We start from the raw sequence: 20,595 nt of genomic DNA, 5'->3' as shown, positions 1-20,595 counted from the left end.
CCCGGGCCTTACAGGGACGACCCCAGCTTCAGCAGCGCCGCCACGATCGGGCCGGCCGTGTCGCCGCCGTGGCCGCCGGCCTGGACCACGCCCGCGGCCGCCAGGTCGCCCTTGTAGGCGGTGAACCAGCCGTTCGGCTTCTTCTGCCCGTCGACCTCGGCCGAACCCGTCTTGGCGCCGTAGTCGGGCCCCAGCCCGGCCATCGCCTTGGCCGCGGTGCCGTACGCCGCCGTGTAGGACATGACCTCCTTCAGCTCGGACTGGGTCTTCGCGGACATCGTGCGCGAGGCCTTCGCGAGCGTCCGGTTGTCCACGCTCGGCGCGACCAGGTACGGCTGGTGGAAGGTGCCGGTCTCGACCGTGGCCGCCACCGACGCCATGTTCAGCGGGTTCATCCGTACCCCGCCCTGCCCGATCAGCGAGGCGCCCATCTGCGCGCCGCTCTGCACCGGGACCGAGCCGTCGAAGGTCGGCACGCCGATGGCCCAGTTGTCCATGCCGAGGCCGTAGACCTGCTGGGCCTCGGTGGTCAGGTCGCTGTCGGAGAGCTTCGGCGCGAAGTCGATGAAGGCGTTGTTGCAGGAGGCGCCGAAGCTCAGCTTGAACGTGCCCTTCTTGATCTCGGAGTCGTCGTCGTTGTGGAAGGTCCACCCGGCGAGCTTGTACGTCTTCGGGCAGGGGTGCGACGCGTCCGGCGTGATCAGGTTCTTCTCGAAGAGCATCGTCGAGGTGATGATCTTCATGGTGGAGCCGGGGGCCAGGGAGCCCTGGAAGGCGACGTTGAAGCCGTGGCTGGAGTTGGCGACCGCGAGGATCTCGCCGGTCGAGGGGCGCACCATGACCACCGAGGCGTTCTTCCGGGTCATGACCTGCTTCTCGGCGGCCGCCTGGAGGGTCGGGCTGAGCGTGGTCCGCACCGTGCCCGGGGTGCCCTTGCTGAGCTCCAGGAGGGTCTTGTCGGAGAGCTTCGCCTTCTCGGACGCCTTGCCGCGCACCACGCGCAGTTCGACGCCCGCCCTGCCGCCGGCCTTCTTGCCGAACTTCTCGCGCAGTCCGTCGAGGACCGAACCGAGCGACGGGTACGCGGCGGTGGTGAGCTTCCCGCCGTCGCGGTCCAGGGCGGTGACGGGCGGGGTGCCGGACTCGCCGGTGACCAGGATGTCGCCGTCCTGGAGGTCGGGGTGGACGACGGAGGCGTGCCAGTCGACCAGCGGCTTGCCGTCGCTCTTGCGCCGGACGACGGTGAAGGAGGAGGAGTACGACAGCGGCTTGCTGACGCCCTTGTAGGACACCGTCGCCTTCACCGAGAACGGCACCTTGGCACCCGTGCGGGTGCCCTCGGTGAGGGTGACGTCCTTGATGTGGGCGTCCTTGCCGTAGCCGGTGAGCAGTCTGACGCAGGCCGCGGGGTCGTCCGTGACGGCGGCGGCCCGGGTGGCGCTGCCCTGCTGCCAGGAGGCCAGGAAGGTGTGGGCCGTCGTCTGCACCTCGGTCGCCGACAGCGGGCCGGTCCTGACGTCCTTGTGGTCGGCCGTGCCGGAGGCCGCGTCCGCGGCGGCCCCGCCGTCGTACAGCGCGTAGCCGCCGAACCCGGCGGCGCCGATGACGACGGCGATCGCCCCGCCGATGACGGCGGGTCTCTTCGTCCGCCGTTCGGCGGCACGCCTTCTCTTGCCCACAGCTCAGTTCCTCCGCGCACTTCCCCAGGGTCCCCGCCGCCCCGTCGCCCTCGTCGCCCTCACGCTCCCCAACGACTGCATCAGCCTAGAGTCCCGCCCCGGGGGGATGACGTCAGCCACCGATCCGTAGCACACTCGCGACAATCGGACCGGCCGCGTCGATGCCGTGCCCGCCGTCCTGGGTCATGGCCGCGGCGGCCACGTCGTTGCGGTAGCCGGCGAACCAGCTGTTCGACCTGGACTGCCCGTCGACCTCCGCCGAGCCCGTCTTGGCGCCGATGCTGCCGCTCAGCCCGCGCATCACACCGGCCGCGGTGCCGCTGGTCGCGGTGCGGTTCATCATGGCGCGCAGCTGCGCGCTCGTACCGGCCGACAGGCCCTTGGCGGTGGCCAGTTCACGCCCGTCCAGCTTCTGGGACACGAGCACCGGCTGCCGGAAGGTGCCCGTCATCGCGGTCGCCGCGACGGAGGCCATGTTCAGCGGGCTCATCTGCACCTGGCCCTGGCCGATCAGGTTGGCCGCGGTGTCCGGGCCGCCGGAGGCGGGCACCCGGCCGTCGAAGCTCGGGATGCCGACCTTCCAGTTGTTCCTCCCGAGTCCGAAGCGGTCCTCGGCCTCCTTGGTGAGCGAGTCCACCTGGACGGAGTCCGCGTACTTCACGAACGCCGTGTTGCAGGAGCGCGCGAAGCTGTCGGAGAGGGTGGCCTTCTCGTCCGGCTGGAGCCCCTTGAGGTTGCTGAAGGTCTGGCTCTGCCAGGTCGCCGTGGGCGGACAGGGCGCCGGTCCGGTCGAGGTGGTCAGACCGGTGTCGATGAGGGTGGCGGCGCTGATGATCTTCATGGTGGAGCCGGGCGCCAGCTCGCCGAGGAAGGCCGCGTTGAAGCCGTCCGCGCGGTTGTTGGCGACCGCGAGCACCTCGCCGGTGCTCGGCTTGACGGCCACCACGGAGGACTCGGCGTACTTCGTCACCGCCGTCTCGGCGGCGGCCTGCACGCGCGCGTCGAGCGTGGTGCGCAGCTTGCCGGCCCGGCCCTCGGCGAGGGTCAGCAGCGTGGTGTCGGCGGCCTCCTGGGAGGCGTGGTGGACGACCAGCTCCACGCCCGGGGTGCCGCCCGCCTTGTCGCCGTACCGGCTGCGCAGCTCGTCCAGGACCGGGCCGAGCGACGGGTACGCGTCCTTGGTGAGGACCTTGCCCTCGCGGTCGACGGCCTCGATCGGCGGGCTCGCGGCCTCGCCGGTGGCCAGGGTGTCGCCGCGCCGCAGCTGCGGATGGACCACGGAGGGCTGCCAGTCGACGAGCGCGCGGTGCGTGGTCTCGCCGCGCACGATCCGCAGGGAGCTCTTGTAGGCGAGGGGCTTCGACTTCCCGCCGTAGGCCACGGTCGCCCTGACGCTGAAGGGCACGGTGGCGCCGTGGGCCTCGCCGGGCGTGATGTGCACGTCCTTGATGTGCGCGGTGGTGCTGAAGGAGGTGAGGACGGGTTCGGCGTCGGCGGAGTTGTTGGTGAACGACGCGGCGTCCACCGACCGGCCCTTCTCCCAGGCCGTGAAGAACTTCTGCGTGGTGTCCTTGATCTCGTCCGCGGTGGGCGGCCCGGTCCGCACGGCCGGTGTGCTGTCGCCCCTGAGCGCCGACAGCACGTTGTAGGCGCCGTAGCCCGCACCGCCCACCACGACGGTGCAGACGCTGCCGACGACGGCCGCCTTGACCCCCTTGCGCATGGCGCGACATCCCTCCCCGTGTGCTTTTGCCGCATTTTGTGAACGCGTTCAAAAGCTGGTCGTGACTCGCACTGTAGGTCGTGGTGGGGTTCCCGTGACAGAGGTTGACCGATTGTTGGCCGAACGGAGATCAGGGATGTGGCTCAGACCCAGGTGTCCAGCCACATCCGTGAACGCCAGGAGTCGATGGGGATCGCCGTGCCCGTGTACAGGGGCCAGAAGTAGATGAAGTTCCAGGCGATCAGCAGGACCAGGACGCCCGCACCGGAGGCGCCGACGAGCCTGCGGGTGTCGCTGGAGCCCGGCGGGCCGATGATCGCGCCGATCATCATCGCCACCGCCAGGCACAGGAACGGCACGAAGACGACGGCGTAGAAGAGGAAGATCGTGCGCTCCTGGTACATGAACCAGGGCAGGTAACCGGCCGCGATGCCGCAGGCGATGGCACCGGCCCGCCAGTCCCGGCGGAAGGCCCAGCGCCACAGGACGTAGGCGATCGCGAAACAGGCCGCCCACCACAGCAGCGGCGTGCCGATCGCGAGGACCTCACGGGCACACTTCTCACCGGCGTCGGCCGGGCAGCCGTCCGCACCGGGGGACGGCGACTCGTAGTAGTACGACACCGGGCGGCCCAGCACGATCCAGGACCACGGGTTCGACATGTACGTGTGCGGCGACGACAGGCCGATGTGGAACAGGTACACCTCGTGCTCGTAGTGCCACAGGCTGCGCAGCCAGTCCGGCAGGAACGTCCAGTCGCCGCCCTTGCCGTCGCCGGCCGCCCAGTTGCGGAAGTAGCCGCCGGTGCCGTCGGTGGGGGAGAGGATCCAGCCGATCCAGGACGTCAGGTAGACGGCGATCGCCACCGGGACCGTCGCCAGGAACGTGATCCCCGTGTCGTGCGTCAGGACCGCCCGGTAGGGGTGCGCGGCACCGGCCACCCGGCGGGCGCCCACGTCCCACAGCAGCGCCATCACGCAGAACGCGGCCAGCACGTACAGCCCGTTCCACTTGGTGCCGATCGCGAGCCCGAGCAGCAGGCCCGCGGCCCACCGCCAGGGGCGCCAGCCGAAGCGGAAACCGTCGGCCACGCGCGCGTCGGGGCGGATCCGGCCGTCCGCGTCCGGCGGCAGCGCGGCGGCGAGCCTCGCCCGCGACCTGTCCCGGTCGACGACCAGGCAGCCGAACGCGGCCAGCACGAAGAACATCAGCACGCCGTCGAGCAGCGAGGTGCGGCTCATCACGAAGTGCAGGCCGTCCACCGCCATGAGCGCGCCCGCGAGACAGCCCAGGAACGTCGAGCGGAAGATCCGGCGCCCGATCCGGCACAGCAGCAGCACGCTCAGCGTGCCCAGCAGCGCCGTCATGAAGCGCCAGCCGAACGGGTCGAAGCCGAACATCAGCTCGCCGAGCCCGATGACGTACTTGCCGACCGGCGGGTGCACGACGTACGCCGCGTCCGCCGGGATCGTCAGGTGGCCGTTCGACTGCAGGATCAGGTCGTTGGCGTTCTTGTCCCAGTTGACCTCGAAACCGCGGTGGACGAGCGCCCACGCGTCCTTCGCGTAGTACGTCTCGTCGAATATCACCGCCTTCGGGCTGCCCAGGTTCCAGAACCGCAGCAGGCCCGCCATCAGCGTCACCAGGAGCGGGCCGCCCCAGGCCGACCACCGCGTGATCCGGTCGGCGAGCACCGGGGGCACGCCCAGCGCGAGCCACAGCCGCGAACCGGGCTCGGCGTACGGCGGCACCAGGCGGTCGACGACACCGGCGCCCTCGGCGCCTCTGCCGCCGGCGGTGGCCGCCGTGCGCGCCGGGCTCTGCGGGTAGCCGAACCGGTGCAGCCGCTGCTGCCACGCCGGCCGCTGGTCGAGCGCCGCCTGGTCCTGCCGGGTGTCCGTGGAGGACGCGGTACTGGTCACCGCGCCATCGTAGGGAACCGTTCTGTGTGAGTCCCGTGCAATGGGTCTTCATGGTGGGTTCCTTTGCGATCGGCCCGGCCTGGGAGGATGGGGGAGTGACTGGAACCCTTGTCCTCGCAGGCACCCCCATCGGCGACGTCGCGGACGCGCCGCCCCGGCTCGCGGCCGAGCTGACCGGCGCCGACGTCATCGCGGCCGAGGACACCCGACGGCTGCGGTGGCTCACCCAGGCGCTCGGTGTGACGCCCAAGGGCCGCGTGGTGTCGTACTTCGAGGGCAACGAGGCCGCCCGCACCCCCGAACTGGTCGAGGAGCTCGTCGGCGGCGCGCGCGTGCTGCTCGTGACCGACGCCGGGATGCCCTCCGTCTCCGACCCCGGCTACCGGCTGGTCGCCGCGGCCGTGGCGAAGGAGATCCGCGTCACCGCCGTCCCGGGGCCGTCCGCGGTGCTCACCGCGCTCGCGCTCTCCGGACTGCCCGTCGACCGGTTCTGCTTCGAGGGCTTCCTGCCCCGCAAGGCGGGCGAGCGCCGCTCGCGGCTCCAGGAGGTCGCCGAGGAGCGCCGCACCCTCGTCTACTTCGAGGCCCCGCACCGCCTCGACGACACCCTCGCCGCCATGGCCGAGGTCTTCGGGGCCGAACGCCGGGCCGCCGTCTGCCGTGAGCTGACCAAGACGTACGAGGAGGTGCGCCGCGGCCCGCTGGCCGAGCTGGCGGTGTGGGCCGCCGAGGGGGTGCGCGGCGAGATCACCGTGGTGGTGGAGGGCGCGCCGGAGCGGGGGCCCGAGGAGCTGGACGCGGCGGAGCTGGTGCGGCGGGTGCGGGTGCGGGAGGAGGCCGGGGAACGGCGCAAGGAGGCGATCGCGGCGGTGGCGGTCGAGGCGGGAATTCCGAAGCGGGTCGTCTTCGACGCCGTGGTCGCGGCGAAGCGTGCGGAGGGGTGAGGTGGGGTTCTGGGGCGCCGTCGTGGTTGCTTTTGTGTAGTCGGGTGCGGGCCGGTGGGGGCTTGTCGCGCAGTTCCCCGCGCCTCTTTCGGGGCGTCTCGGTGAGCGGTGTCGCAAAGGGGGCGCCGTTGATCTCCGAGCGCGCCGCTTCTCCTTTGAGCGTGCGCCCCTGACCTGCGGATATGATTCCTCTGAGCGGGTGGCTTCTCCTCTGAGCGCGCGCCCCACACGACGGTAAAGCAAAGCAGGGAAAGGCAAAGGCGAGCCCCCCTTCGCGAGGCCGATTCGGCAAGCGAAGTCCAAATCGCCTCCAACACTCGACAGCCCTGCTGCATTCGCGCCGGTGAAGGCGTCCACTGGTCAGCAGGGACGCACCCGTCCCTCACCCCCATGGGATTCCGGGGGGAATCCCGCGCCGGGGGTGCTTGTCCAGCGGACAAGAGGAGCTGGCATGAGTGAGATCGCAGGGCAGACCGGCCTCCGCGGTGCGGCCACAGCCGTCGTCCACGAGTCGTATTCCTTCGCCTGCATGCGGTGCGGGCACGGCTGGGAGCAGTCGTACGAGATAGAGCACCACACGGACGCCGACAACCACGAGTTCGTCACGTACGTGGCGAACGGCCGCGTGGTGCCGTCCCCGCTGAGCCGGCCCGCGTGCCAGAACTGCGACGGACAGGTCGTGCGGATCATGCGCGCGGGCCAGGTCTCGTCGGTGCAGAACGCGGCCGGCCGGTCGCAGCAGCACCGGCCGCCGCGGCCCCGGCCGGCCGGTGAGGACGGTACGGAACCCGGACCCGGGGCGGCGGCGACGGAGGCCCCCGCACGGGTCGAGGCGGACCACCACTGGCACCTGTCCGATCTCCTGCACCCGTTCCAGCGCAAGGCGGGCTGACCCGGGCACGGGTCCGGCGGGGCATGCCCCTTCCGTAGGATCGGGGCATGCCTTCGAACGCCGCCGGTACCGGCGCCTCCGGTACGTCCGACAAGAATGCGGCACCGCCGCTGCCGGAACCCCTCCGGGTGCCGGTCGCCGACTCCCACACCCATCTCGACATGCAGTCCGGCACCGTCGAGGAGGCCCTCGCGAAGGCCGCGTCGGTGGGGGTGACGACGGTCGTCCAGGTCGGCTGCGACCTCAAGGGCTCGCGCTGGGCGGCCGACACCGCGGCCGCCCACGAGCACGTCCACGCGACCGTGGCCCTGCACCCCAACGAGGCCCCGCGGATCGTGCACGGGGATCCCGACGGCTGGTCGCGGCAGGGGGCCCGTGCGGCCGGCGGTGACGCCGCGCTGGACGAGGCGCTGGCCGAGATCGACCGGCTGGCCGGGCTGCCCCAGGTGCGGGGCGTCGGCGAGACCGGCCTGGACTGTTTCCGGACCGGACCCGAGGGCAAGGCCGCGCAGGAGCGTTCCTTCCGCGCGCACATCGAGATCGCCAAGCGGCACGGCAAGACCCTCGTCATCCACGACCGCGACGCCCACGCCGACGTCCTGCGGATCCTCAAGGAGGAGGGCGCCCCGGAGCGGACCGTCTTCCACTGCTACTCCGGGGACGCCGAGATGGCCGAGGAGTGCGCCCGCGAGGGCTACTTCATGTCCTTCGCCGGCAATGTCACCTTCAAGAACGCCCAGAACCTGCGGGACGCGGTGGCGGTGGCCCCCCTCGAACTCCTCCTGGTGGAGACCGACGCGCCCTTCCTGACCCCGGCGCCGTACCGCGGACGGCCCAACGCCCCGTATCTCATTCCGATCACGGTGCGCGCGATGGCCGCCGTGCGGGGGATCGGCGAGGACGCGCTGGCGACGGCCCTGGGCGCCAACACCGCCCGCGCTTTTGACTACTGAGGGTATATCGATCATAACTGACGTGTAACGACCGCCGGGTTGCGGCTCCACTCCGGTCGCGACCGTGCGTAGTCGTGCCGCTTTGGAGAGTGACGGGAGCTCCGCTAGGTTCGGGGCCCGATCCGGACCCGTCTGGCCCTCTGGAGCGTGTCGGCGTGAGCGCATCGCAGTACGAGACGCCAAAGGCGTACGACCCCTACGGCATGTCAGGGGCGCACGGCGCCGACGGCACACCCCCGGCGCAGGGGAGCCACTGGGCGCCCGGCGCCTGGGGCGCGCACGGGGAGTACGGGGCCTACGGCATGCCCGGGGCGCACGGCACCGCCGGGACACACGGCGTGCACGGCGTCCGCGGTGCCTACGGGACGTACGGCGGCCACGGAGCACCGGGGGTGGCCGGCGTGCACGGCGCACAGGGCGTGTACCGCGCACAGGGCGCGCAGGGGATGTACGACGCCGAGACGCTCGGCTACGGCATGACCTACGGCGGCGACACCTACCGGCCCGCCTACGAGACGGCGGCCGGGGCGGTGCCGTCGGCGTCGCCGGCGCAGGGGCGGGCGCAGGCACGGGCTCAGGCACGCGCCCATGCTCAGGCGCGGGCTCAGGTGCGGGCCCAGGCCCAGAACCAGGTGCAGGCGGACGGTCGGCAGACGGACCGTCGGCAGGCGGCGGCCGGCGGGTACGCGAGTGAGCCGGCGTTCGCGCGGCAGGGCGGACGCGGGCCGGAGGGCGAGGCGCGGGAGGCGGGTGCGGGCGCCGTGGGAGGCCGGCGTGCCGCACGCCGGCGCAGGGCGCGGTACGGACAGCGGCCGGAGTCCGCCGTCCGCCGTCTGTTGCCCCAGGCGCTGGTCGTCGTGTTCCTCGCCGGCGGCACCACCGCCTTCCTCGCCAAGGACAAGGCGGTCGAACTGACCGTCGACGGCAGGCCGCGCACCCTGCACACGTTCGCCGACGACGTCAGCGGTCTGCTGGCCGAGCAGGGCGTGCCCGTGGGCGCCCACGACGTGGTGGCGCCCGCCCCCGGCACCGCCCTGGCCAGCGGCGACGAGGTCGCGGTGCGCTACGGCCGGCCCGTACGGCTCACCATTGACGGCGAACCGCGCGAGGTGTGGACGACGGCGCGCACCGTCGACGGGGCGCTGAGGCAGCTGGGAGTGCGCGCCGAGGGCGCGTACCTGTCGGCGTCGCGCTCCCAGAGCATCGGACGCGCCGGCCTGGCGCTCGACGTCCGCACCGAGCGCACCGTCACCGTCCTGGCGGACGGCCGGACCCGCACCATCCGCACCAACGCCGCGACCGTCGGCGAGGCCGTCGAGGAGGCCGGCGTCACCCTGCACGGCCAGGACACCACCTCCGTGCCGGGGACCGGCTTCCCGCGCGACGGGCAGACCGTGACGGTGCTGCGGGTCACGGGCAGCAAGGAGGTGCGCGAGGAGGTGATCCCGTTCGAGGTGCGGCGGACCCAGGACCCGAGCCTGTTCAAGGGCACCGAGGTGGTCGAACAGGCCGGGCGGCCGGGGCTGCGGCGGGTCACCTACTACCTGCGGACCGTCAACGGGGTCCGGCAGAAGCCGCACCGCGAGTGGTCCGAGCTGGTGCGCGAACCGACCGCGCAGCTCGTGAAGGTGGGCACCAAGCCGCACCCCGACTCGGTCAAGGGCGCCGAGGGCCTGAACTGGCACGGTCTCGCCGTCTGCGAGTCCGGTGGCCGCCCCCACGCGGTGGACCCCTCGGGGACGTACGGCGGGCTGTACCAGTTCGACACCCACACCTGGCACAGCCTCGGCGGCAGCGGCCGTCCGCAGGACGCCCCGGCCGCCGAGCAGACGTTCCGGGCGAAGAAGCTCTACGTGAGCCGCGGCTCCACTCCCTGGCCGCACTGCGGAGCCCGGCTGCACGGGTGACCGGACTGACCGGGGTGACCGGGGTGACCGGCGGGGGGTGTTCCCGGTGGCCCGTACCCTAGTGCCGTGAGCAGCCCCAGCCCCGACGCCCTCCTCGGCCCCGCCGACATCCGTGAGCTCGCGGCAGCGCTCGGTGTGCGCCCCACCAAGCAGCGCGGCCAGAACTTCGTGATCGACGCCAACACGGTCCGCCGTATCGTCCGCACCGCCGGGGTCCGCCCGGACGACGTCGTCGTCGAGGTCGGGCCGGGGCTCGGGTCCCTCACCCTCGCCCTCCTGGAGGTCGCCGACCGGGTCACCGCCGTCGAGATCGACGACGTCCTGGCGAGCGCCCTGCCCGCGACGATCGCGGCGCGCATGCCGGCGCGCGCGGACCGGTTCGCGCTGGTCCACTCCGACGCGATGCACGTCACCGAGTTGCCGGGGCCCCCGCCGACCGCGCTCGTCGCGAACCTCCCCTACAACGTCGCCGTCCCCGTCCTGCTCCACATGCTGGAGACCTTCCCGAGCATCGAGCGGACGCTGGTGATGGTGCAGTCCGAGGTCGCCGACCGGCTCGCCGCCGCGCCCGGCAACAAGGTGTACGGCGTGCCCTCCGTCAAGGCCAACTGGTACGCCGAGGTGAAGCGCGCCGGTGCCATCGGCCGCAACGTCTTCTGGCCCGCGCCGAACGTCGACAGCGGGCTGGTCTCCCTCGTCCGGCGCGCCGAGCCGCTGAAGACGAAGGCGTCGAGGAAAGCGGTCTTCGCGGTCGTCGACGCGGCGTTCGCGCAGCGCCGCAAGACCCTGCGGGCGGCGCTCGCCGGCTGGGCCGGGTCCGCGGCGAACGCCGAGGCGGCCCTGGTCGCGGCGGGGGTCTCGCCGCAGGCCCGCGGCGAGTCCCTGACGGTGGCGGAATTCGCGCGGATCGCCGAGGCCGCGCCCGCGGCCCCCGAGGCGCCCCCGGCGTCCCCCGAGTCCCAGGCAGAGGAGTCCGGCAAGTGAGCGTCACCGTGCGCGTGCCCGCCAAGGTCAACGTCCAGCTCGCGGTCGGCGCCGCCCGCCCGGACGGCTTCCACGACCTCGCCAACGTCTTCCTCGCCGTAGGCCTGTACGACGAGGTCACGGTCACCCCCGCCGACGAGCTGCGCATCACCTGCGAGGGCCCGGACGCCGACCAGGTCCCCCTGGACCGCACCAACCTCGCCGCGCGCGCCGCGCTCGCGCTCGCCGCGCGCCGGGGCGTCGAACCGGCCGTGCACATCCACATCGTGAAGGACATCCCGGTCGCCGGCGGCATGGCCGGGGGAAGCGCCGACGGGGCGGGCGCGCTCTTCGCGTGCAACGAGCTCTGGGGCGCCGGCGCCTCCCGCGCCGAACTCCTCGCCCTCTGCGCCGAGCTGGGCAGCGACGTGCCGTTCAGCCTGGTCGGCGGCGCCGCACTGGGCACCGGCCGCGGTGAACGCCTCACCGCCCTGGACGTCGGCGGCACCTTCCACTGGGTGTTCGCCATGGCCGGGCGCGGCCTGTCCACCCCGGCCGTCTTCCGCGAGTTCGACCGGCTCGCCGAGGGCCACGACATCCCCGAGCCCGTCGCCTCCGAGGAACTCCTCGCCGCGCTGGCCAAGGGGGACCCGGACGCGCTCGCCGCCGCCGTCTCCAACGACCTCCAGCCCGCCGCGCTCTCCCTCTTCCCGGAGCTCGCGGCCACCCTCGACACCGGCAGGGCGGCCGGCGCCCTCGCCGCCCTGGTCTCCGGCTCCGGGCCCACGACGGCGTTCCTGGTCCGGGACGCCGAGAGGGCGGCAGAGGTCTCCGAGGCCCTGCGCGCCTCCGGCACCTGCCGCGCGGTTCGCACGGCCACGTCCCCCGCGCCCGGTGCGCGGGTGCTCACCCCTGGGCAGGCCCCGGCGCGGACCCCCGCGCAGAACCTGGCGCAGGCCTCGGCGCAGGACCCGGGCGCCCCCGTCGGCGCCTGAGCCCGGGCGCCGCGCACCCCGGCGCGGGCCGGCCGGGGCCGGACCGTACCGGGGTGGGGGTGCCGGTCAGCCGGCCTGGCGTACGGCGTGCAGGGATCCGCTCAGCGTGCCCTCCTGCTGCTCGTAGTGGGACAGGGCGAGACCCAGACCGATGAAGGTGGGGGCCCACTCGCCGACGAAAATGCCCCAGCGGTCGGCGCGTTCGACACCGGCCTGCTCGGCCTGGAGGCTGGCCAGCCAGGAGGCGAAGCTCAGCCCGATCGACGCCAGGCCGGCGATGTAGGCGTGCTCGCTGCGAACGCCCATGTCGTGAAGCTTCTTGATCACCATAGGGCTGTCTCCGTTCTGTACGGGATCACGTCTACGGGATCACGAATCGGAGTGACCCGCAGCTTTTGCCTCATTCGCGACCCTGTCGGCGCCGCCGGGCCGGACTGTAGGTGATCTGTAGGCGGCCTGTCGGCCCCCGCTGGAACCGTGGGGGCCGAGTTGCCCGGCAGTCAGCCGCAGCCGACCTCACCGGCAAGGGAGCCCCGTCGCCATGTCGTCCGCATCCTCCACCCCGCCCTGGAACGTCCACCGCCTGCCACCCGCCGACGGCCGCGTCTTCCTGGTCACCGGCGGCAACGCCGGCATCGGATACTTCGTCGCGGAGCAGCTGGCGGCGACCGGAGCGACCGTCGTACTCGGCAGCCGGAACCCGGCAAAGGCCGAGGACGCCATGGCTTCGATCCGCGCGCGGGTCACCGGCGCGCGGGTGCGGGCCGTACGGATGGACCTCGCCGACCTCCCCTCGCTCCGCGAGGCGGTGGCGTCACTGGAGCCGGGACGGCTCGACGCGGTGGTCCACAACGCCGGGGTCGCGCTCGACGACCCCCCGCGCCAGGAGACCCGCGACGGACACGAACTCATGTTCGGCACGAACCACCTCGGGCACTTCGCCCTGACACGGTGGCTGATGCCGTTGCTGTCGGCCGCGCCCGCGGCCCGCGTCGTGACCATGGGCAGCTTCGCGGCGAAGTCCGAGCGGCTCGACCTGGACGACCTCCAGTCCCGTGCGGACTACCGGCCCAAGCGCACCTACGGGCGCTCCAAACTGGCGCAGATGTACTTCGGCGTCGAACTCGACCACCGCCTGCGCGCCGCCGGCAGCACGGTGTCGAGCGTGGTGGTCCATCCCGGTGGTGCGCTGGACTCCCTCACCCCCGCACGGCCGCCCGTGCACGCGCGGACGGCCGGCGCGCGGCTGGCCGCGGCACCCGCCGCCCTCCTCGTCCAGGGCAAGCACGCGGGCGCCTGGCCGGCGGTCCGCGCGGTGCTCGACCCGGCCGTACGCGGCGGCCGGCTCTGGGCCCCGCGCGCCTTCGGCCTGCGCGGCGAGCCCCGCCCCGAACCCCTGTGGAACCACCTCGCCGACCCCGCGACCGCGGCCCGGCTGTGGGACGCCAGCCGCGACCTGACCGGCACCGATCCCGGTACCGCCATCGGCTAGCCGCGGGCGGGCGGAAGCGCTCACGGCCGGGCGGCCTCCCCGCGCGCATTACGCTGGGAGGCTGACCGTCCCCGTGCGCAGGAGTGAAATGGCCGTCAACCTGGTCAATGTCGAGAACGTCAGCAAGGTCTACGGCACCCGTGCCCTGCTGGACGGCGTCTCGCTCGGCGTCTCGGAGGGCGACCGCATCGGCGTGGTGGGTCGCAACGGCGACGGCAAGACCACCCTCATCCGGATGCTCGCCAAGCTGGAGGAGGCCGACACCGGACGTGTCACGCACTCCGGCGGACTGCGTCTCGGCGTCCTCACCCAGCACGACTCCCTCGACCCGGCCGCCACCGTCCGGCACGAGGTGATCGGCGACATGGCCGACCACGAGTGGGCCGGCAACGCCAAGGTCAGGGACGTCCTCACCGGCCTCTTCGGGGGACTGGACCTGCCGGGCTTCCCCAAGGGCCTGGACACCGTCATCGGCCCGCTGTCCGGCGGTGAGCGGCGGCGCATCGCGCTCGCCAAGCTGCTCATCGAGGAGCAGGACCTGCTCGTCCTGGACGAGCCCACCAACCACCTCGACGTCGAGGGCATCTCCTGGCTGGCCAGGCACCTGCGCGAGCGCCGCTCGGCGCTGGTCTGCGTCACCCACGACCGCTGGTTCCTCGACCAGGTCTGCACCCGCATGTGGGACGTGCAGCGCGGCGCCGTCTACGAGTACGAGGGCGGCTACTCCGACTACGTCTTCGCCCGTGCCGAGCGCGAGCGGATCGCGGCCACCGAGGAGACCAAGCGGCAGAACCTGGTCCGCAAGGAGCTGGCCTGGCTGCGCCGGGGCGCCCCCGCCCGTACCTCCAAGCCGCGTTTCCGCGTGGAGGCGGCCAACGAGCTGATCAAGGACGTGCCGCCGCCGCGCGACAGCTCCGAGCTGATGAAGTTCGCCTCCTCCCGGCTCGGCAAGACCGTCTTCGACCTGGAGGACGTGACCGTCCAGGCCGGCCCCAAGGTGCTGCTCAAGCACGTCACCTGGCAGCTCGGCCCCGGCGACCGCATCGGCCTGGTCGGCGTCAACGGCGCGGGCAAGACCTCGCTGCTGCGCGCCATGGCCGAGGCCGCGCGGACCGACGGCGAGGCACAGCCGGCGGGCGGCCGGGTCGCCGTCGGCAAGACCGTGAAGCTCGCCTACCTCTCCCAGGAGGTCGCCGAGCTCGACCCGAACACCCGCGTGCTGGAGGCGGTCCAGCAGGTCCGCGAGCGCGTCGACCTCGGCAAGGGGCGCGAGATGACCGCCGGGCAGCTGTGCGAGACGTTCGGCTTCAGCAAGGAGAAGCAGTGGACGCCGGTCGGCGACCTGTCCGGTGGTGAACGCCGCCGCCTCCAGCTGCTGCGCCTGCTCATGGACGAGCCGAACGTCCTCTTCCTGGACGAGCCCACCAACGACCTCGACATCGAGACCCTCACCCAGCTGGAGGACCTCCTCGACGGCTGGCCCGGGTCGATGATCGTCATCTCCCACGACCGGTTCTTCGTCGAGCGCACCACCGACCGCGTCTTCGCCCTGCTCGGCGACGCCACCCTGAGGATGCTGCCGCGCGGCATCGACGAGTACCTGGAGCGCAGGCAGCGCATGGAGGAGGCGGTCGCCGCCACCGCCGTCGCCCCGAAGGCGCCCTCGGCCGAGCGCAGCGCCGCCGACCAGCGCGCCGCCAAGAAGGAACTCCAGAAGATCGAGCGCCAGTTGGACCGCATCTCCGAGAAGGAGACCAAGCTCCACGACCAGATCGCCGCGAACGCCACGGACTTCACCAAGGTCGCCGAACTGGACGCCCAGCTGCGCGACCTGGCCGGCGAGCGCGAGGAACTGGAGCTTCGCTGGCTGGAGTTGGCGGAGGACGCGTAGCACTCCCAGCGGCGTGAATCAGCCGCGGACCACCGGGCGCACAACCCCCTTGCGTGCGCCCGGTGAAGGGGGCGTGAAGGCGCGTAACGGTGGCATCACGGGGCGGTTCTGCCTTGGGAACGGCGGGTGGCACGGCTCCGGGGCCTGTCCGTGCCGGGTGATAGAAAGGTCGGTCTGAGAGCAGTCTGAGAGCGTCCTGGGCCCGTCACTGGTCCCGGGACGTGGCTAAAAATCAGTGAACGGGGGAAGAGCGCTGATGACCCAGCCACCGCACCAGCCGCCGCAGGGCGGCTTCGGACCACCACAGGACCAGCCGCCCGCCGGTGGCATCGGCGCTCCGCAACAACCGCCCGCACAGGGGGGTTTCGGTGCCCCCGAGGGCACTCCTGCGCCTCCCGCGCAGCCGCCCCAGCCGGGCTACGGCTACCCGCAGCAGCCCGGCCCGCACGCCGGGCAGCCCGGCCCCTACGGCCAACAGCCCGGCCCCTACGGCCAACAGCCCGGTCCCTACGGCCAGCCGGCCGGCCCGTACGCCGCGCCCGGTCCCTACGGCCACCCGCAGCAGCCCACGGTCCCGCAGCCCGGCTACGGCCACCCCCAGCAGCCGCAGTACCCGGGCGGCCCCGGGGTCGCCCCGCCGCCGGGCGGTGCGGGCGGCGGTCCCTTCAAGGGGAAGCCCGCGCTGGTCGTCGCGGCGGTGGTGGCCGGCCTGTTGGTCGTCGGGGGCACGGTGTACGCCGTGACCGGCGGCGGGCACGACGGCAAGAAGCCGGTCGCCCACCCGTCGGGGGCCCCCGGGACGTCCGCCGACCCGGTGAACCCGGGCGACGGCAGCGGCAACGGCGGCGCCGACCCGGAGAACCTCAACGAGGGCCGCAAGTCCGGCGAGGCCAAGGTGCTCTGGTACAAGTCGGCCCCCGACGCACCGGCGAACGGCGCCGACGCCCCCGGCATGTGGATCACCGGGAAGACGGCGGTCAAGGCGGCGTACAAGCAGGTCTTCGCCTACAAGGTGGGCAACGGCGATCCGGCGTGGGGCCCGATCGCGTTCCCGCAGAAGATCTGCGCGGTCACCTCCGCCAAGTCCGCGGACGACAAGGTCGTCGTCGCCTACATGAGCGGCACCAGCGACCGGGCCAAGTGCAACCAGCTCCAGGAGATCGACCTGGACACGGGCCGCAAGGGCTGGACCGCGACCGTCGCCGACGGCGGGCTGTTCGACAGCGCCATCAGCATCGAGCTGACGATCAGCGGGAAGACGCTGATGGTGGGCCGTTCCCAGTCGGGCACGGCGTACGACCTCGGCAGCGGCAAGAAGCTGTACGACAAGGAGAAGTACGGCGCGGCCTGCTTCCCGTCGGGTTTCGCGGGCGGTACGGACCGGCTGGTCGAGGTGGCGTCCTGCGCCGCGGGCGGCAGCAACGAGCACGACGAGATCTCGGAACTCGAACCGGCCACCGGCAAGGTGAAGTGGACGCGGCCGGTCAAGAAGGGCTGGAAGGTCGGGCGGACCTACTCCGTCGACCCGCTCGTGGTCTACATGACCAACGAGGAGAAGAACGCCTGGAACATCTCGACGCTGGACGGCAGGGGCACGTTCCGCTCGGAGGTCAAGGTCGACGAGAAGTTCGCCCCCCAGTGCGGCTGGGCGCTCCTCAACAGCGACCTCCAGGGCTGCCAGGGCGTCGCCGCCGACGCGAACACCCTCTACCTGCCGACGGACGTGAGCGGCGGCGCCAACGAGATCGTCGCGATCAGTCTCACCGACGGCAAGGCGAAGTGGCGGGTGAAGTCGCCGACGGACGAGCCGATGTCCCCCGTCAGGGTCGAGGGCGGGAAACTCGTCGCCTACGTACGGCCGTCGTACGACGCGGGCGGCCGGGTCGTGTCGATCCCGACCACCGGCGCCGGCCACACCCCGGCCAGGCTGCTGCAGAACCCGCAGCACACCGCCGACATCGAGGACGGCTTCTACAACGGCGCGGTGGACTGGGTCGACGGCCGCTTCTACCTCTCCGCCACCCGGCTGACCGGCAGTGACCAGGCGAAGGAGAAGCTGATGATGGCCTTCGGCAACTGAGCGGGGCCCGCCCCCTCCCGTCCAGCCCCGGGCGCCGTCCCCGGCCGCCGCCTCACCCGCCGTCCCCAGAGGTACACCCACCATGACCCAGCCACCCCCGCCGCCACCCCCCAACGAGCCCCCGCGGCAGCCCGGTTACGGCTACCCGGCCCAGCCCCCGACCCCGCAGCCGGGCTACGGCCACCCGCAGCAGCCCCCTGCCCCGCAGCCGGGCTACGGCTACCCGCAGCAGCCTCCCGCCCCGCAGCCCGGTTACGGCTACCCGGCCCAGCCCCCGGCTCCGCAGCCGGGCTATGGCTACCCGCAGCAGCCTCCGGCTCCGCAGCCGGGCTACGGCTACCCTGCCCAGCACCCGGCAGGCGCCAACCCCTATGCCCAGCAGCCCGGTCCCGGCCACCCCGGCGGCCCCGGCGCCGGCCCCGCCGGTCCCGGCCGCAACAACGCCGTGCTGCTCATCGTCACCGCCGCGGTCGTCGCCATCGCGCTGATCGTCGGCGGGGGCATCTGGTACGCCAGGTCCTCCGGCGGCGACGGCAAGAAGGACGACTCCGCGAACTCCGCGGGCGGCGGCACCGGCGGCCGGACGACCGGCGGCGGCAAGAGCGGCAAGGGCACCGAGAAGGTGCCCGCCGACCCCACCTCCAAGGTCCTCTTCCAGGTCCCGATGCCCACGGCGAACGACACCACGGTCACCGCGGGCTCCTGGCTCACCGACCGGGTGTACGCGAAGACCGGCGTCGCCGGGATCAGCGGCTACGACCCCGAGTCGGGCGCCAGGCTGTGGACGGTCCCGCTGCCCGGCCCGGTCTGCTACGCCACCGGCCACGTCAGCACCGACGGCAGGACCGCGGTCGTCTTCCAGCCGAAGACGCCCCCCAAGGGCTCCAGCACGGGCTGCTCCCAGGTCGCCGCGATCGATCTGAAAGCCGGCAAGAAGCTGTGGACCAGGTCCGTCAAGTCCGGTGACGTCCCGGTCAACTTCAACAACGTGACGGTCGCCCAGCACACCGTCGCGGTCGGCGGCACCAGCGGCGGCGCCGCCTTCGACCTGGCCACCGGCGCGGTGCGCTGGCAGCCGAAGCCGGCCGACACCTGCTACGACGCCGGTTACGGCGGCGGCACCAGACTGGTCGCGATCCGCAGGTGCGGCAGCGGCGACTCCGCCCAGCTGCACATCCAGACCATCGACCCGGTCTCCGGCAAGGTGGTGTCCGAGTACAGGATGGCCTCGGGCATCGAATACGCCAGCGTCGTGTCGACCGACCCGCTCGTGGTGGCCGCCGACGTCAACGACAGCGCGGGCGACGGCAGCGGTTTCTCCGACGTCTTCTCCCTCGACAACGCCACCGGGAAGCTGCGCACCCGGATCTCCACCCCGGGCAGCTCGTACGCGGCCCGCTGCGACGGCATCTACGAGGTGGAGAAGTGCAAGGGCGTGGTCGTCGGCAACGACCGGCTGTACCTGGCCACCGAGGAGCACGACGGCAGCGGGGCCTTCGCGAAGACCAACGAGATCGTCGCCTTCGACCTCGCCACCGGTGAGCAGACCGGCCAGCGCGCCGACGCCGGCAACAACTACACGATCACGCCGCTGCGCATGGACGGCCCCAATGTGATCGCGTACAAGAACGCCCCGTACAACAAGGGTGCTCAGGTCGTCAGTATCGACGGCGGCTCGTTCAAGGAGACCAGGCTGCTGGAGAATCCGGTGAGTACGGCGGTCAAGGCGGTGGAGACGAGCATGTCACCGCAGTACGCGGAGGTCCTCTACGGACAGGGCCGGCTCTACCTGTCCGCGGTGTACGCCCACGCCGTCGGTGCGTCGACGTCGGGGAAGGAGTATCTGGTCACCGCGTTCGGCGCGGGAGGCTGATCCCCGGTCAAGTGGGTGCTTACCGCACCACACCCGCTCTTCACCCGCGAATACGAGAAAAGCCTGAGATTCCTCCGATCCGGGGCACTTCTCATCAGTAGGGGCAGCGCAACGTCGAACAAGCGTGTAGCTTCCGGGGGCATGAAAGGACGGGGTGCCGGGGGGCCCTCTGTCCATGCGGCCCCGTGGGCATCCATAGTGGGGCATCCATGGGGGGGACTGGGGGGTTGCTCTATGGGAGTGCGGCTCATGGTGGTGGACGACCACCGGTTGCTCGCCGAGGCGCTGGCGTCTGCGCTGAAACTGCGCGGCCACCGGGTGCTCGCGGCGGCGGCACCGGCGGCGGGCGCGGCCGAGCTGGTGATCACACGGGCGCCCGAGGTGTGCCTGCTGGGCACGGCGACCCCGGCCGAGCCCGGCATCTTCGACCCGGTGGTGCGGATCAAGAAGGAGCGCCCACAGGTCGCGGTGCTGGTGCTGGGCCCGGTGCCGTCCCCGCGGGGCATCGCGGCGGCCTTCGCGGCGGGCGCCTCCGGTTACGTACGGCACGACGAGCGGATAGAGGGCGTCGAGCGGGCCATCATGAAGGCGCGGGCGGGTGAGGCGGCCGTGGCCCCCGCCCTCCTCCAGGGCGCGTTCGGCGAACTCCTCAACCCCGCCGCCCAGCCCGACGACGAGGGCCAGCGCCTGCTGCAGATACTCACCCCGAGGGAGGTCGAGGTGCTGGTCCGGGTGGCCGACGGCGAGGACACCCGCCTCATCGCCGCCGGCATGAACATCGCCCCCAGCACGGCCCGCACCCACGTCCAGCGGGTCCTGATGAAGCTGGGCGTGGGGTCCCGCCTGGAAGCGGCGGCCCTGGCGGCACGTACCGGGCTGCTGGATCGGGCGGGACCCCTCAACGGCGGCGCAGAAGCGCCCCGTTAGTACTCCGCCGCCTTCTCCTCCTCCTCCACCGGAGGCACCGGCGGCGGAGTGGGCCGCAGCCACAGCCACACCAGGAAGAACACCCCCAGCAACAGCATCCCGATCCCCGTCCACAGGTTGATGTTGATCCCCTGTGCCTTGTCGATCTCGGCCTGCGAGTCCGTGATCCCGGTGATCGTCACGATGATCCCGTACACCACGAACAGCCCGCCGATGATCCTCCGCAGGTCGAAGATCCGCGCGGCGGTCGCGGACCGCCCCTCCAGCTCGGTGACCTCCCGCTGGACGTCCTGCTCGGAGTAGTGGAACCCGGTGCGCTCCGGGTGCCCGAAGTCGTCGGTCATGGTCTCTCCA

Annotated in this window: 16 protein-coding genes; 11 read left to right on the top strand and 5 right to left on the bottom strand. The window is 72.4% G+C overall.

The window, feature by feature from the left end; all coding sequences use genetic code 11:
* Positions 1–8 precede the first annotated feature (8 nt).
* The 3 genes from AB0G52_RS09285 to AB0G52_RS09275 form a co-directional block, all read right to left on the bottom strand.
* Complete coding sequence (locus AB0G52_RS09285; protein WP_361335246.1) at positions 9–1,679, bottom strand: penicillin-binding transpeptidase domain-containing protein; 1,671 nt, start codon at positions 1,677–1,679, stop codon at positions 9–11.
* A 112-nt stretch (positions 1,680–1,791) separates the two neighbouring features.
* A complete protein-coding gene (locus AB0G52_RS09280) occupies positions 1,792–3,402 on the bottom strand; it encodes a penicillin-binding transpeptidase domain-containing protein (RefSeq protein ID WP_361335243.1) in 1,611 nt (536 codons plus the stop codon).
* Positions 3,403–3,545: 143 nt separating this feature from the next.
* Positions 3,546–5,324 carry a phospholipid carrier-dependent glycosyltransferase gene (locus AB0G52_RS09275; RefSeq protein WP_132891916.1) on the bottom strand — a complete coding sequence of 593 codons (1,779 nt, stop codon included), beginning with the start codon at positions 5,322–5,324 and terminating at the stop codon, positions 3,546–3,548.
* Between the two features lie 95 nt (positions 5,325–5,419).
* Between AB0G52_RS09275 and rsmI the strand changes: the two genes are divergently transcribed.
* The 6 genes from rsmI (at position 5,420) to AB0G52_RS09245 (ending at position 11,978) form a co-directional block, all read left to right on the top strand.
* Positions 5,420–6,268, top strand: a complete 849-nt coding sequence (gene rsmI / locus AB0G52_RS09270) for a 16S rRNA (cytidine(1402)-2'-O)-methyltransferase (protein ID WP_360511268.1) — start codon at positions 5,420–5,422, stop codon at positions 6,266–6,268.
* A 451-nt stretch (positions 6,269–6,719) separates the two neighbouring features.
* Positions 6,720–7,160 (top strand): hypothetical protein, encoded by a 441-nt coding sequence (locus AB0G52_RS09265; RefSeq protein WP_361335239.1) that lies wholly within the window; start codon positions 6,720–6,722, stop codon positions 7,158–7,160.
* A gap of 47 nt (positions 7,161–7,207) precedes the next feature.
* Complete coding sequence (locus tag AB0G52_RS09260) at positions 7,208–8,113, top strand: TatD family hydrolase (RefSeq protein ID WP_132891913.1); 906 nt, start codon at positions 7,208–7,210, stop codon at positions 8,111–8,113.
* Between the two features lie 446 nt (positions 8,114–8,559).
* On the top strand, positions 8,560–10,020 hold the full coding sequence (locus AB0G52_RS09255) for a ubiquitin-like domain-containing protein (RefSeq protein ID WP_361335777.1): 1,461 nt from the start codon (positions 8,560–8,562) through the stop codon (positions 10,018–10,020).
* Positions 10,021–10,086: 66 nt separating this feature from the next.
* Positions 10,087–11,004, top strand: a complete 918-nt coding sequence (gene rsmA, locus AB0G52_RS09250; protein WP_361335235.1) for a 16S rRNA (adenine(1518)-N(6)/adenine(1519)-N(6))-dimethyltransferase RsmA — start codon at positions 10,087–10,089, stop codon at positions 11,002–11,004.
* Positions 11,001–11,978: a 4-(cytidine 5'-diphospho)-2-C-methyl-D-erythritol kinase gene (locus AB0G52_RS09245; RefSeq protein ID WP_132891911.1), complete on the top strand. Its 978-nt coding sequence runs from the start codon at positions 11,001–11,003 to the stop codon at positions 11,976–11,978. The genes rsmA and AB0G52_RS09245 overlap by 4 nt, the downstream gene beginning before the upstream one ends.
* A gap of 66 nt (positions 11,979–12,044) precedes the next feature.
* Here the strand turns inward: AB0G52_RS09245 and AB0G52_RS09240 are convergent, their stop codons facing one another.
* Positions 12,045–12,308, bottom strand: coding sequence for a hypothetical protein (locus tag AB0G52_RS09240; protein WP_132891910.1), 264 nt, complete (start codon positions 12,306–12,308; stop codon positions 12,045–12,047).
* A 211-nt stretch (positions 12,309–12,519) separates the two neighbouring features.
* On the opposite strand from AB0G52_RS09240, the gene AB0G52_RS09235 reads away from it, so the two are divergent.
* The 5 genes from AB0G52_RS09235 to AB0G52_RS09215 all read left to right on the top strand — a co-directional run bounded on the left by AB0G52_RS09235 (position 12,520) and on the right by AB0G52_RS09215 (position 20,241).
* Positions 12,520–13,470, top strand: a complete 951-nt coding sequence (locus AB0G52_RS09235) for an SDR family NAD(P)-dependent oxidoreductase (RefSeq protein ID WP_361335231.1) — start codon at positions 12,520–12,522, stop codon at positions 13,468–13,470.
* An 88-nt stretch (positions 13,471–13,558) separates the two neighbouring features.
* On the top strand, positions 13,559–15,361 hold the full coding sequence (locus AB0G52_RS09230; protein WP_132891908.1) for an ABC-F family ATP-binding cassette domain-containing protein: 1,803 nt from the start codon (positions 13,559–13,561) through the stop codon (positions 15,359–15,361).
* 256 nt (positions 15,362–15,617) lie between these two features.
* Positions 15,618–17,441 (top strand): PQQ-binding-like beta-propeller repeat protein, encoded by a 1,824-nt coding sequence (locus tag AB0G52_RS09225; RefSeq protein ID WP_361335228.1) that lies wholly within the window; start codon positions 15,618–15,620, stop codon positions 17,439–17,441.
* 82 nt (positions 17,442–17,523) lie between these two features.
* Entirely contained in the window at positions 17,524–19,314 is a 1,791-nt protein-coding gene (locus AB0G52_RS09220; protein ID WP_361335225.1) for a PQQ-binding-like beta-propeller repeat protein, read from the top strand.
* A gap of 234 nt (positions 19,315–19,548) precedes the next feature.
* Entirely contained in the window at positions 19,549–20,241 is a 693-nt protein-coding gene (locus tag AB0G52_RS09215; RefSeq protein ID WP_132891905.1) for a response regulator transcription factor, read from the top strand.
* Here AB0G52_RS09215 and AB0G52_RS09210 read toward each other — a convergent pair.
* Complete coding sequence (locus AB0G52_RS09210; RefSeq protein ID WP_132891904.1) at positions 20,238–20,585, bottom strand: hypothetical protein; 348 nt, start codon at positions 20,583–20,585, stop codon at positions 20,238–20,240. The genes AB0G52_RS09215 and AB0G52_RS09210 overlap by 4 nt on opposite strands.
* Positions 20,586–20,595: the final 10 nt, after the last annotated feature.

Source organism: Streptomyces sp. NPDC021562, assembly GCF_040640875.1.
GTDB lineage: Bacteria > Actinomycetota > Actinomycetes > Streptomycetales > Streptomycetaceae > Streptomyces.
Note: the sequence above shows the minus strand (reverse complement) of the source record. Positions and strands in the feature narration are given on the sequence as shown.

What these genes read in the sequence shown, in the direction of transcription:
- AB0G52_RS09280 (WP_361335243.1), bottom strand. Translation starts at nt 3,402, where the DNA reads ATGCGCAAGGGGGTCAAGGCGGCCGTCGTCGGCAGCGTCTGCACCGTC.
- AB0G52_RS09265 (WP_361335239.1), top strand. Translation starts at nt 6,720, where the DNA reads ATGAGTGAGATCGCAGGGCAGACCGGCCTCCGCGGTGCGGCCACAGCC.
- AB0G52_RS09260 (WP_132891913.1), top strand. Translation starts at nt 7,208, where the DNA reads ATGCCTTCGAACGCCGCCGGTACCGGCGCCTCCGGTACGTCCGACAAG.
- AB0G52_RS09255 (WP_361335777.1), top strand. Translation starts at nt 8,560, where the DNA reads ATGTACGACGCCGAGACGCTCGGCTACGGCATGACCTACGGCGGCGAC.
- AB0G52_RS09240 (WP_132891910.1), bottom strand. Translation starts at nt 12,308, where the DNA reads ATGGTGATCAAGAAGCTTCACGACATGGGCGTTCGCAGCGAGCACGCC.
- AB0G52_RS09235 (WP_361335231.1), top strand. Translation starts at nt 12,520, where the DNA reads ATGTCGTCCGCATCCTCCACCCCGCCCTGGAACGTCCACCGCCTGCCA.
- AB0G52_RS09230 (WP_132891908.1), top strand. Translation starts at nt 13,559, where the DNA reads ATGGCCGTCAACCTGGTCAATGTCGAGAACGTCAGCAAGGTCTACGGC.
- AB0G52_RS09225 (WP_361335228.1), top strand. Translation starts at nt 15,618, where the DNA reads ATGACCCAGCCACCGCACCAGCCGCCGCAGGGCGGCTTCGGACCACCA.
- AB0G52_RS09220 (WP_361335225.1), top strand. Translation starts at nt 17,524, where the DNA reads ATGACCCAGCCACCCCCGCCGCCACCCCCCAACGAGCCCCCGCGGCAG.
- AB0G52_RS09215 (WP_132891905.1), top strand. Translation starts at nt 19,549, where the DNA reads ATGGGAGTGCGGCTCATGGTGGTGGACGACCACCGGTTGCTCGCCGAG.
- AB0G52_RS09210 (WP_132891904.1), bottom strand. Translation starts at nt 20,585, where the DNA reads ATGACCGACGACTTCGGGCACCCGGAGCGCACCGGGTTCCACTACTCC.